The organism is Vibrio sp. D420a (genome assembly GCF_030248625.1).
GTDB lineage: Bacteria > Pseudomonadota > Gammaproteobacteria > Enterobacterales > Vibrionaceae > Vibrio > Vibrio fortis_A.
In genome coordinates this window covers 38,648-51,657 of record NZ_JAHGAN010000032.1, presented here as the reverse complement: position 1 = coordinate 51,657, position 13,010 = coordinate 38,648, and the positions used below count along the sequence as shown (strand labels likewise).

Annotated in this window: 10 protein-coding genes and 1 tRNA gene; 4 read left to right on the top strand and 7 right to left on the bottom strand. The window is 44.8% G+C overall.

What is annotated here, in order from left to right; genetic code table 11:
• Positions 1-125: 125 nt before the first annotated feature.
• Positions 126-707: a DNA endonuclease SmrA gene (gene smrA / locus KI743_RS20150; protein ID WP_032550078.1), complete on the bottom strand. Its 582-nt coding sequence runs from the start codon at positions 705-707 to the stop codon at positions 126-128.
• Between the two features lie 157 nt (positions 708-864).
• Positions 865-1,005, bottom strand: coding sequence for a DUF3149 domain-containing protein (locus KI743_RS20145; protein ID WP_004739790.1), 141 nt, complete (start codon positions 1,003-1,005; stop codon positions 865-867).
• A 255-nt stretch (positions 1,006-1,260) separates the two neighbouring features.
• On the opposite strand from KI743_RS20145, the gene KI743_RS20140 reads away from it, so the two are divergent.
• Positions 1,261-1,337 (top strand) — tRNA-Pro (locus tag KI743_RS20140).
• Between the two features lie 309 nt (positions 1,338-1,646).
• On the opposite strand, the gene KI743_RS20135 is transcribed toward KI743_RS20140, so the two are convergent.
• Both KI743_RS20135 and KI743_RS20130 read right to left on the bottom strand, forming a co-directional pair.
• A complete protein-coding gene (locus tag KI743_RS20135) occupies positions 1,647-2,069 on the bottom strand; it encodes a hypothetical protein (protein WP_285467922.1) in 423 nt (140 codons plus the stop codon).
• Between the two features lie 134 nt (positions 2,070-2,203).
• Positions 2,204-3,073, bottom strand: a complete 870-nt coding sequence (locus tag KI743_RS20130; RefSeq protein WP_285467920.1) for a TraB/GumN family protein — start codon at positions 3,071-3,073, stop codon at positions 2,204-2,206.
• A 404-nt stretch (positions 3,074-3,477) separates the two neighbouring features.
• Here KI743_RS20130 and KI743_RS20125 point away from each other — a divergent pair, with 404 nt between their 5' ends.
• Entirely contained in the window at positions 3,478-6,129 is a 2,652-nt protein-coding gene (locus tag KI743_RS20125; RefSeq protein WP_285467919.1) for a beta-N-acetylhexosaminidase, read from the top strand.
• Positions 6,130-6,635: 506 nt separating this feature from the next.
• Entirely contained in the window at positions 6,636-7,349 is a 714-nt protein-coding gene (locus tag KI743_RS20120; RefSeq protein WP_285467917.1) for an oligogalacturonate-specific porin KdgM family protein, read from the top strand.
• 226 nt (positions 7,350-7,575) lie between these two features.
• Here KI743_RS20120 and KI743_RS20115 read toward each other — a convergent pair whose 3' ends face one another.
• Positions 7,576-8,016, bottom strand: a complete 441-nt coding sequence (locus KI743_RS20115) for a DUF411 domain-containing protein (RefSeq protein ID WP_285467916.1) — start codon at positions 8,014-8,016, stop codon at positions 7,576-7,578.
• A 22-nt stretch (positions 8,017-8,038) separates the two neighbouring features.
• Positions 8,039-10,741 carry a heavy metal translocating P-type ATPase gene (locus tag KI743_RS20110; protein WP_285467914.1) on the bottom strand — a complete coding sequence of 901 codons (2,703 nt, stop codon included), beginning with the start codon at positions 10,739-10,741 and terminating at the stop codon, positions 8,039-8,041.
• Positions 10,742-11,036: 295 nt separating this feature from the next.
• Here KI743_RS20110 and gltX point away from each other — a divergent pair, with 295 nt between their 5' ends.
• The gene (gltX, locus tag KI743_RS20105) at positions 11,037-12,464 is read left to right on the top strand and encodes a glutamate--tRNA ligase (protein WP_285467912.1); all 1,428 of its coding nucleotides are present in this window, start codon (positions 11,037-11,039) and stop codon (positions 12,462-12,464) included.
• A 76-nt stretch (positions 12,465-12,540) separates the two neighbouring features.
• Here gltX and KI743_RS20100 read toward each other — a convergent pair whose 3' ends face one another.
• On the bottom strand, positions 12,541-13,005 hold the full coding sequence (locus KI743_RS20100) for an Sbal_3080 family lipoprotein (RefSeq protein WP_152468306.1): 465 nt from the start codon (positions 13,003-13,005) through the stop codon (positions 12,541-12,543).
• Positions 13,006-13,010: the final 5 nt, after the last annotated feature.

Here is a 13,010-nt window from a genome sequence, read left to right as displayed (position 1 = left end):
GTTTCACAACGGAATATAGGTAAACAAAAAGCAACTACCGAGTAGTTGCTTTCTGAGTATGTATCTTTAACTGCGCATAATTTTAGCATCTAGTGTGAGCTTGAGCACGAATTAAATTTTCTGAGCTAACTCATGCGCTTTTGATGTCTTTCTCGGTTTTCTAACTTTTTATCGTCACTTTTTCTTAGCATCACATACACCGCGCCCGTGCCGCCATGGAACTGCTGCGCAGAGTGAACACATTGCACGTCATTAATCTGCGAAAGCCAGTTTGCGACGTAGCTTTTCATCATTGCTGGTGGGTTAGAGCGTTCACCCTTACCATGAACAATAATCACAGTACGAATATCCATACGTAGACATTGACGCAAGAAAGAGAGGATCTCGTTACGTGCATCTTTAAGCGTTTTTCGGTGCAGGTCTAGTTTGGCTTGAATTGGGTACTTTCCTAAGCGCAGCTTTTTGTATACGCCATCTTGCACACCATCTTTTTTGTACTCCACGATATCTTCAGGTTTCAACATCGGAGAGTAGTCTAAAGATAGGTAATCTTTTTCATCGTCAGAGAGCCACATTGCCGCTTCGCGCTTAGCAAGGTGAGATTCGGTGACTCGGTGAACTTTTTGATGCTCCGCGGTATCTTGGTCAATACGCTTAACGTCGCCCATCATTTGTTGGAATAGATCTAGGTCGTCATCATGAGACATAGTGGTTATCTCAAGTTGGAGAGGGATAAAGAAAGTATACCTAAGTTATGGGGTGGTTCAAAAACGAAAAAACCGGAGCAGACAATATTAGTCAGCTCCGGTGCAAAGCATCTTTAAGTCCCAACTTAAACAGGTTGGTGATTAAGGCTTGGCGACTCTAGTGAGGAGATTTGTCGGTCATAACCTTGTAAATGAAGAAGCCTCCATAAAACATCATGAGACCAAGAGCCCCGAAGATTACTATCATTGAAGATAGTCCCACTGCATTACCAAATAGGAGATCTAGCCAAAAGTCCATGTGTATACCTCAAAGTTATGTGACACGTATAATTCTATTAACTGAACCTATCGGTTTACTGATCTGGATCAATCCTGTTGCATAAGTTAAATCTTTGTTGGCGAGTGTGTGTATTTGGTCACATTCTCATCGTGCTTGGTTGTCTTTTGTTCGAACGGTATAATATTGAAGGAAATAATGAAAAAAGCGCTTGCGGATAAACTCAGATTCCGTATTATACGCTCCATCGACAGGCAATGAGCCAGTTAGATGTCTCGGTGAATAGCGCAGCTTGGTAGCGCATCTGGTTTGGGACCAGAGGGTCGGGGGTTCGAATCCCTCTTCACCGACCACATTAAAGAAAGCCTGCTCAATGAGCAGGCTTTCGCCGTTTCGGGATGTAGGAAATAGGATTAGAGCCCAAGTGGGTTCGCCTGATGTTCAAAATAAGCTCTTCACTGATTACATGAAAGAAAGCCGTAGCCCTCTTTATAATAGATAGGGGCTACGGCTTTTTTGCATTTGAAATCTTATAACTTTCTAGTTATACGTCATTCCCTAGAGTGACGAAGGAGCGAGTAGGGAATCTCCTTCCATTGCATAAAGAAAAGGGCTGACCTAGCAGGCCAACCCTTCACATAATTCTTTTCTAATCATGCGCACTATTTTACATCGCATGTGATGTCTTTAATCGGCGTTTCTGATGTCTCAAAGCAGACATAAGCATCGACTGGGTTATTCGGACCAACACGAATATAACCCGCTTTAACCGCATCTTCGTCGAACGTAATAGAGTGAGAGTTACTCATTTGGTTGTCGAAGTAGGTGGCTTCAAAATGGTTGCTCATTTGATCGGCAATGCGATTTCGCGTTGTTGATGTAGAGAAGGTCACAGTGGCGCAGCGCATCGGTGGTTTTTGAGTGATAAGAAACTGGCCACTCTCTTTATCTAATACACCACCACTGATCTCCGGTTGAATGTCTACAGGTTGAAACTGTTCAATATGACAAGTCTCTTTGGCGGAGACGATGGCCGGTAGAAAAATAAAAAGACTCAATGTAGTTTTTAGGAAAATGGATTTCATTGACGTTATGCCTTGTCTAAATCGAGCGCAATATAATAGCACCACGACGGCGCTATTCATTGTGAGGATTAGGTCAATCAGGTAATGTTTTTATAATGAAAAGGTCATCACTAAGTGAATGATTACGGGAGCCCTTATTCCACACTGCATGGCGCTTGTTCGCTCTTCGACAATTGAACAATGTCAAAACCGCGTGTCTTTAATAAATCAATAAGGCTCTGTTCACCGATGAGGTGCATTGCACCAACCACAACTAAATACGTTGCCTCTTGTTTTAGCTTCCAATTGCTACTGCTCAACTTATCAGCCCAGTCATGATTGCGATCGGTAAGAAACGCTGCGGTTAACTCCGGTGACATAGCGGCCAGTTCGGCAATGTGCTCTAGGTTTTTCTTGTCTCCAGCTTTCCAGCTATCGATTAAGCAGCGGGTTGCTTTGCCTGTTTCATCGAATTCCTCAATAGAGCTTAGTAATAGGTCTTTGCCGCCTTCTTTACCTTGAGTAATCAAATCAATCTGAAATTGCAGCGACTCTAGGGTAATGAGTGGTTTATCAAGCTTCTCTGCAAGAGCTGCAATATGAGCGTCGACACCAAACTGCGGTAGATAACCTAACTGTTCAAACTGCTTCATTTGCACTGTTAGCGCTGAAGCCCAAGGTGGTGAGAGTAATAACTGTTGATGAGGCAAGTTGAGGGACTTGGCGATCTGTTTAAACTGTGCCTCTTGACTGTGATCGAGCACGTCAGCGGTTGTTATTGTCGTTGAAGGGTACTTTAAGCCTCCGGATTGTTTGAGGTCAGCCTCCAAGATAAGCCCATCACTACGCTTAAGCGCATCATTGATTGACTCAGGAAGTGGATACATAGATTTATCTCCAGCATGCACAGAGCCAAAGATGATGAATTCAAGTTGACCTTTTTTCGCCTGCCAAAACAGAGGCTCAGCCATGGCTGTTGAGCACGCTGTACAGAATAGAACAATAAAGCTGAGTATTTGGCGCACATTGGCTCCTTAATTCATTGTAGTCGCTCGTTAAAATCCATTTTGACGTTGGTTTTTAACGTAATTTTATTAGAGATTAATCACGTTATAGCGATAAAAAATTCGCTCATTGATTTGACTTTAAAAATACCACAGTGAAATGCGGTGAGTAATCTATCAATTTTGACCTAGAATCTGTGAAGTGACTCCCAATATTTACGTCAAAACAAAAATGACGGATTGTTCGATTTTTGTAAGTTTATGATTTTAAAGTTTTTATATTTTTTATCCTTTGCCCGTGTTTGAAGTCGATCACTTTCTTGCTCTGATTTAATTCACGGCGAAAAATAACGTCATATAGTGAATTCATCTTTTGGAGGCGCACTTATTTGCTTCCACTCAATTTTAACTTATGGGTGAATACGATGTTGAAGAGAAACTTACTATCAGTCGCAGTTTTGGCCGGTCTATCAGGGTGTGCTGCTACACAATCGACAGAGCAACAAGTCGTAAATACGTTGGCAGACAATCTTGATGTTCAATATGAGGTGCTGACAAATCATGGCGCGAATGAAGGCCTTGCATGTCAAGATTTAGGCGCTGAATGGGCATCTTGTAATAAGGTAAACATGACGCTGGTTAACCAAGGTGAAGCGGTTGACTCTAAAGACTGGGCTATCTACTTCCACAGCATTCGTTTAATCCTAGATGTTGATAATGAGCAGTTCAAAATTACTCGTGTAACGGGTGACCTACATAAACTAGAACCTACAGATCAGTTTGATGGCTTTGCAGCGGGTGAAGAAGTTGTCCTTCCACTGGTTGGCGAATACTGGCAGCTATTTGAAACTGACTTTATGCCAGGTGCTTTTGTAACCGCGCCAAACGCCGAACCAAAAATGATCGCTTCTCTTAACACTGAAGATGTTGCGTCTTTCGTGACTGGCCTTGAAGGCAATAACCTAAAACGTACTCCCGATGACAACAATGTAATGGCGACTGCGGTGACGCGCTTTGAAAAGAACGCAGATCTTGTCGCTCAAGATGTTTCAACGACGCTATTGCCTACACCGATGTCTGTAAAGGTTGTAGAAGGTAAGGTCGACATTGCTGGTGGCATTGCTCTACCAAAAGACGCTTTTGATGCTGAACAATTTGCGGCATTAGAAGCTCGTGCAGATGTGGTAAACCTAGATGTGAGTGGCGACCTTCCTGTAAGTGTTGCTGTTGTTCCTACTCAATTTAAGGGTGATTTAGCGAAGTCTGGTGCTTATGACTTGAGCATCTCGAAAGAGGGAATTGCGATTACAGCATTCGACAAAACGGGTGCTTTCTACGCGGTTCAGTCTATTTTTGGCCTAATAGACAGCCAGAACGTTGAATCTTTACCACTGCTTTCTATTCAAGATGCACCGCGCTTTGATTACCGTGGTGTGATGGTGGATGTGGCTCGTAACTTCCACTCTAAAGACGCAATTCTTGCTACGCTAGATCAAATGGCGGCGTACAAGATGAACAAACTACACCTTCACCTAACCGATGATGAAGGCTGGCGTTTGGAAATCCCGGGTCTGCCTGAGCTGACAGAAGTGGGCGCTAACCGTTGTTTCGATATTGAAGAGAAAAGCTGTTTACTGCCTCAGCTTGGTTCTGGTTCAACCACGGATAACTTTGGCTCTGGCTTCTTCAGCAAAGCAGACTACGTGGATATCTTGAAGTACGCGAAAGCTCGTAACATTGAAGTGATTCCTGAAATCGATATGCCAGCACACGCTCGTGCAGCAGTGGTATCAATGGAAGCGCGTTACGACCGCTTGATGGAAGAAGGTAAAGAAGCAGAAGCGAACGAATACCGTTTGATGGACCCTCAAGACACATCGAATGTAACGACGGTTCAGTTTTACAATAAGCAAAGCTTCATCAACCCATGTATGGAATCGTCAACTCGTTTTGTTGATAAGGTGATTTCAGAAGTTGCAGCAATGCACCAAGAAGCTGGCACACCGTTAACCACATGGCACTTCGGTGGTGATGAAGCCAAGAACATTAAGCTTGGTGCAGGTCTGCAAGATATCAACGCAGAAGATAAAGTGAGTTGGAAGGGTAACATCGATTTGTCTAAACAGGACAAGCCATTCGCACAGTCTCCGCAATGTCAGACTCTGATTGCGGACGGTACAGTGAGCGACTTTGGTCACTTACCAAGCCACTTCGCTGAAGAAGTGTCGAAGATTGTTGCGGAGAAGGGCATTCCAAATTTCCAAGCTTGGCAAGATGGCTTGAAATACAGCGAAGGTGAAAAGGCGTTTGCTACCGAAAACACCCGCGTGAACTTCTGGGACGTTCTATATTGGGGCGGTACATCATCTGTATACGAGTGGTCTAAGAAAGGTTATGACGTGATCGTTTCGAACCCAGATTACGTCTACATGGACATGCCATACGAAGTCGATGCAAAAGAGCGTGGTTATTACTGGGCAACGCGTGCAACAGATACGCGTAAGATGTTCGGTTTTGCGCCAGAGAACATGCCTCAGAACGCAGAGACCTCTGTAGACCGAGACGGTAACGGCTTTACTGGTAAAGGTGAAATCGAAGCGAAACCATTCTATGGCCTATCAGCACAGCTTTGGTCTGAGACAGTACGTAACGATGAGCAATATGAGTACATGGTATTCCCACGCGTACTAGCAGCCGCTGAGCGTGCATGGCACCGTGCTGATTGGGAAAACGACTACAAAGTGGGTGTTGAATACTCGCAAAGCTCTAACCTAGTAGACAAAGCTGCGCTAAACCAAGACTACAACCGCTTTGCGAACGTACTTGGCCAACGTGAACTGGCTAAGTTAGAAAAAGCGGGCATTGATTACCGCCTACCAGTTCCGGGTGCAAAAATCGAGTCAGGTAAACTGGCGATGAACGTTCAGTTTCCAGGTGTAGAACTGCAATACTCTGCAGACGGTGAAACCTGGCTAACGTACGACGATAACCAGAGACCAAGTGTTGAAGGTGAAGTTTACATCCGCTCTATCTCGGAAAGTGGTGAGCGAGCAAGTCGAGTGACCACGGTAAAGTAACCACATAATTCAGTTTAATAACAAAGCTCCCTTCTTATAGGGAGCTTTTTTTGTTGCTGGTTGAACCGGAAGCTTAAAGCTGGGCTGTGAGGTTCGATTATTCCTTGAACATTATGTTTTTGGTCTGATCCATAATCATGGTGATGGAGATCTCATTATTTTCGATAAAAAATAAGTCTGCTATAAAAAAGTCTCAAATCAGTGTGATAGAGCGATTCAAAACCGCCTGAAGATTTCGTATTTATGTGATCTAAAACGGTTTTTACATTGTGTGCATGGTTTTTATCTATTTTTACTTTTTATAACTAATTGAAATTAAAGTTAAAAATAACTTATTGTTTTTTGACGGTGAGGAAGATCACTGGGGTGATTCTTTTATTTTGAAACGCAAATTAATTCGAGCAACATAGATTTCATGCCAGGGAGGCAACCCATTACTCAAGCGGTGAAGGTGAATGATGTACCGAAGATATGCCGCTGAAAAAATCAAACTAAGGCAGTTTACTATGAAAAAAATTATCGCTCTAAGTGCTCTATCTCTTGCTTTCGCTTCTAGCGCTTTTGCTGGTTCTTCTTACGTGACAGGTAATGTTCAGCTACATGATGACGGTCGCATTCACGGTTCAAAAATGACTTCTACGCTAGAAGCTGGTCATACGTTTGACAATTCTCTGGGTGGCTTAACAGTTTACACTGAGTTTGATGGTATCCAACTGGGTGAGCTTGAAGGTCTAACTGCTGAAGAGAGCGGTACTACAGCGACTACAGGCCAAGCTAACGCATTCATTACTGTAGGTGGTGAGCAGTCATTCAACATCACTGACAACCTATGGGTAGCTGCGGGTTACCAACATCTTTACTCTGCAGGTGATAGCATTCAATACCGTCCACTTGTAAAGATCGGCTACAACTTCGATAACGGTATCTCGATTAGCAACCGTACACGTGCTCACATTGATGCGACTTCTAACGATGACAAAACAGACTACCGCATGGATAACCGTATCGGTTATACAGTGAACGAAGACTTATCAGTTAGCTACAACAACGTTTACATGATTGAGTCGGAAGCGATGGATCACGAGCTACGTGCAACTTGGACTCGTCAAGGTGTTCAGCCTTACTTTGAGTTCCGTAGCCAAGCGAACGGTGTAGATTTCGCAAATGGCGACTCTAAAACGAACAACGCATTCGTATTCGGTGCTTCTTACGGCTTCTAATTGAGCTTGAGCGGCAAGGTGATGGTCTTGCCGTCTCTTCTGCATAGCCGAAAGTAGAAGGGAAATCTGGTATCAACAGCCCGGTTGATGCTATAAAAATTTGCTTTACTGTCCAAAGCAAAGAGCCTAGTTTGCATACCAAGTCTTGGGTTTGCAGTTACTAGGCTCTATTTTTCGTTTTAGGTGCTGAGACTTCTCGCTTGATCTGCCTTAGCGCAAGGAAAGGTTAGTTTCCTTTGTAATGACGGTACTCAAATACCTGACCTTTCTCGTTGAAAGCGTATACCGAATACTCATCTTTCTGATCGCCATATTCCATACCCGGCGAACCCATTGGCATGCCCGGAACGGCAAGACCAACTGCGTTGCGTGGTGGGTTTTCTAAGAAAGCTTTGATGTCATCTGCTGGGATATGCCCTTCAAATACATAGCCATCGATCTCTGCTGTATGACAAGAGGCGAGCTCTGGTGTTACGCCTAGTTTTTGTTTAACAGCGTTCATGTTGTCATGGAGCTTTTCTGTCACCGTAAATCCAGCTTCTTGCATGTGAACGGTCCAATCTGTACAGCAGCCACAGTATGGAGACTTGTGGTTAAGCACGTTGGCAGCCAATACTTGGCCAGACATAAAAGTAAGCGCTGTGATAGTCAGAACTTTACGAATCATGGTGTACCTCATGAAGATAATCTTATTGGTTTTTATTATCTGTGGTTTTAAATAGTCGTAAGCGGTTTGCGTTACTTACAACGGTTATGGAAGAGAGAGCCATCGCAGCTCCCGCTACCACTGGGCTCAATAAGAACCCGAAAAATGGATAAAGCGCACCCGCAGCAATTGGAATGCCTAGCGAGTTGTAAACAAATGCCCCAAATAGGTTTTGTTTCATGTTCTTCACTGTGGCTTGCGACAACTCAATAGCGTTGCTGACTGAAACCGGTGACGAATTAAGCAGTGTCATTTGAGCACTTTCGATGGCTACGTCACTGCCGCTGCCCATTGCGATACCAACATCGGCTTGAGCAAGTGCAGGGGCGTCATTGATACCATCGCCAACCATAGCAACTTGATTATAGCGCTGTTGCAGCTTCACGATATGTTCCGCTTTTTGGTCTGGTAATACGTCGGAGATGACATCATCAATTCCTAATTGAGCGCCAATCGCTTGAGCGACCGATTGGTTGTCACCAGTGAGCAGCACAGTATGAACGCCACGATTTTGTAATTGTTGAATCGCTAATTTGCTGTCGCTTTTCAACGTGTCAGACACGCCGATAATGCCTTTGAGTTGATTGTTTTGCGAGACAAAAATAGGGGTCCACGCTGCTTTGTTGCACGCTTCAATGGCACTCATAGCGATATCAAGTTGAATACCGAGGTTCTTCATAAAGCTTAGCGATCCTACTTGTACCAATTGGTCATCAATCTTGGCTTTTATGCCTTGGCCGCGTAGGTTTTCAAACTCTGACGTTGGCTGGATATTAAGATTTAAAGACTGCGCGTGCTGACAGATCGCTTTAGCAAGTGGGTGCTCAGAAGCAACTTCTAGGGAGTAGGCGAGAGTCATTAGGTCTGCTGCACTGATGTCGTAACTAAACACTTGTTGTACTTGAGGTTTACCTTCAGTCAATGTGCCGGTTTTATCGAAAACTACCGCATCGACCTTGCTTGCAGATTGCAGTACATCGGCATCTTTAATCAGTATGCCAAGCTCAGCGGCTTTACCTACGCCTACGGTAACTGACAGAGGCGTCGCTAACCCAAGCGCACATGGGCAAGCAATGATAAGAACTGTGGTTGAGACAACCAACATATAGCTTGCGCTTGGCTCAGGACCGAAAATAAACCAAATACCGGCTGCAATGGCGGCAATAGCGACAACAACAGGTACAAATACCGCGGAAATAGAGTCGGCCAGTTTGGCAATCGCTGGTTTGGTGCTCTGTGCTTGGCGAACCATCTGAATAATACGAGCAAGCATGGTGCTCGAACCCGTACCCGTCGTTTCTATTACAAGGGTGCCATCACCATTAATGGTGCCCGCTGATACCTTATCGGCAACTTTCTTAATGTTCGGTAGAGGTTCGCCAGTAAGCATCGACTCATCGACATAAGATTCGCCTGAGATAACTACACCATCAATCGGCATTTTTTCACCGGGTTTAACGCGGATCTGCATACCGACTTCAATAGCTTCTACGGCAATAGGCTGCTCTTTGCCATCAATAATCACGGTCGCTTGTTGAGGCTGCAGGTTGATCAGCGCCTGCAACGATTGAGTTGTGCGAGCCTTAGCTTTGGCCTCAATATAGTGACCTAAAGAGATAAGACCGATGATCATTGCGCTCGCTTCAAAATAGACATGGCGCGATGCTTGAGGGAACCAGCTCGGTGCGATGACGACCAACATTGAATACAACCATGCAGCACCAGTGCCAAGCGCGACCAAGGTGTCCATTGTTGCTCGTTTATGCTGCAAAGATTGCCACGCATTGATAAAGAACTGTCGACCCGAGGTCGCAAGCAGTACCAAGCAGATGAAACCCATCAAGCCCCAACCGATCTGGTCATTGGTGCTTTTGATCATCATGCTACCGCCGAATACACCCCATGCCATCATAGGCACACCCAGAGCTAGTGCTGAGATCGAGTTGATCAGAAACGATCGCTGCAGTTTTGCATGCTGACGCTGCTGCTGTTCTTGCTGAGTTTGCGCATCTTCTACAAAGTCCGCTTGATAGCCTGCATCTTTTACGGCTTGCAGAAGAGGTTGTTCTATCTGATCACGGCTGCTCGAACTAAAGACGAGCGCGGTTTGCTCGGCGAGGTTTACTTGGACTCGTTCGATATGAGCGACGGACTTAAGCGCTTTTTCGACTGAAGAGACGCAGCTAGCGCAGGTCATCCCCTGCAAAACTAGATGATAAGAGTGTGCTTGCTCTGTTGCATCCAGAACCGGAATATTCTCTGAGTTGGCTTCTTTTCTATCTTCAACGCTTTCCGCATCTTCTGAATATGGGCTTGCTTGATAACCAACTGACTCTACACACTCGATAACCTCATCCTCAGAAAGCAGGGTGGTGAGTGTCAGTTCTGTTTTAGAAACATTGAATGAGCTAATCTGCGGGCGTTCTTGCAGAGCTATTGTGAGCTTGTTGACGCATTTGCCACAGCTCAAGCCAGACAGAGATAGGTGCCACTGATGACCAATTGAGTAACCTAGCGTACCGATTTGCTCTGAAATCTCGCGGTAGCTTAAAGGTGTAACCACATCAATATAAGTAGGAGACAGGTCGTTGATGTTGGTATTTTCAACGTCACCGAGTAGATTACGCACTTTTTTCGCGCAACCCATGCAGTTTAAGCCGCTCAGTGGGGTCATGTAATGGTTCATAGTGATACTCCAATTCTCATCTATGGCTAAACATAAACCTTACCGTAAGGGTAAGGTCAACATTATTTCTTAAAATGTTGTTGAGAAGAGCTAACTGAAACGTGGAAGTGGGCGTCTGTTGCTATAATGACTCAACTTGGAGGCAAGGTTTCTATTAAGAACCGAGTATTTATCGCTCACTACCGATTGTAGAATTGGATGGGAGTGATAAAATAGCGCCCAAATTTTAGGACTGGTGAGTAGCGCTCTATCCACCAGACACTGAACTGATCACCTACACAATCAAGGTATTTAAATGACGGTTAAAACTCGTTTTGCTCCTAGCCCAACTGGCTATCTTCACGTTGGTGGTGCACGTACTGCACTTTACTCTTGGCTATTCGCTAAAAACCAAGGCGGTGAATTCGTTCTACGTATCGAAGACACAGACTTGGAGCGTAACTCTCAAGAAGCGGTAGATGCAATTCTAGAGGGCATGCAATGGATGGGTATGGAGTGGGACGAAGGCCCTTACTTCCAATCTAAGCGTTTTGATCGTTACAACGAAATGGTTGATAAGCTGCTTGCTGAAGACAAAGCATACAAATGTTACGCGTCTAAAGAGCTGCTTGATGAAATTCGTGCAGAGCAAGAAGCAAACAAAGAGATGGCTCGCTACGATGCAAACCACCCTAAAGTTGTTGCAGCGAACGCAGCAGCAAAAGAAGGTGATGCTTGCGTTATCCGTTTCCGCAACCCGAAAGAGGGCAGCGTAGTATTTGATGACCAAATCCGTGGTCGCATCGAAATCGCTAACAGCCAACTTGATGACCTAATCATTCGTCGTACAGACGGCGCTCCTACTTACAATTTCGTAGTAGTAGTGGATGACTGGGACATGGGTATCACACACGTTGTTCGTGGTGAAGACCACATCAACAACACACCTCGTCAAATCAACATCTATGAAGCACTAGGCGCGCCAGTTCCAACGTTCGCTCACTGTGCAATGATCCTAGGTGATGACGGCGCGAAACTGTCTAAGCGTCACGGCGCTGTATCAGTAATGCAATACCGCGATGAAGGTTACCTGCCAAACGCACTAAACAACTACCTAGTACGTTTAGGTTGGTCTCACGGTGACCAAGAGATCTTCTCTCAAGAAGAGATGATTAACCTATTCAGCCTAGATGCAATCAGCAAGTCTGCGTCAGCATTCAACACTGAAAAGCTACTTTGGTTGAACAACCACTACATCAAGACTTCTGAGCCTGAGTACGTTGCAAAGTACCTACAATGGCACCTAGACGCACAGAAGATCGATACAACAAACGGCCCAGCTATTACTGAAGTGATCAAGCTAGTGGGCGAGCGTTGTAACACGCTTATCGAACTTGCTGAGCAGTCTCGTTACTTCTACGAAGATTTCTCTGAGTTTGAAGCTGGCGCGGCTAAGAAGCACCTACGTGGTGTTGCTAAAGGCCCACTAGAGCTTGCTCTTGCTAAAGTTGAAGCGCTTGAAGAGTTCACAACAGCAAACATCAAAGACGGTGTGATTGCTGCAGTATGTGAAGAGCTAGAGATCGGCATGGGTAAAATCGGTATGCCACTTCGCGTAGCAGTAACAGGTGGCGGTCAGTCTCCTTCTGTTGATGCAGTGATGGAACTTGTTGGTAAAGAGCGCGTTATCGCTCGCATCAAGATGGCTCTTGAGTTTATCGCAGAGCGTGAAGCTAACGCTTAATTGAGCAATTGTTAGATTCAAAAAAGGGTCAGTAACTTAGTTACTGACCCTTTTTATTTAACTGAAACTTTTAAAATTAAAGCTTCTCATCGGCAATCATTTGAGTCGCTTCTTGAGCCGTCTTCTTATCAAATAAGATGTCCATCATCGCTTTTATGCGTTCCATATCGTCGCCGAACTTAGATAAGTTGGCACTATTTGGTGCTTTAAACTCAACGTTACCCACGCGCTCTTGGCCTTGGTAAGCTGAGATCTTTGCGTCTGCAACGAAGGTTCTAAAGTCCCAGCTCCAGCGAGAGACATAGTCTAGTGTGACTTCTTCTGGTTTGTGTTCAGAGCCGTCTGCGACAACCTTACATTTCACTTGATTGTTCAAACACCAGTCGAGCATGGAATCAAGAAATACCGTGCGCGTCTTGGTATCTTCTACAATGGTGATGTTTTCAATGTTATTTGCTTCTGGTAGGGCGTTGCCAGAGTATTTAGGTGCGCTACAACCAGCCAGTAGCGCTACAGCGAATAGGATTAATGCATTCTTCATTATCG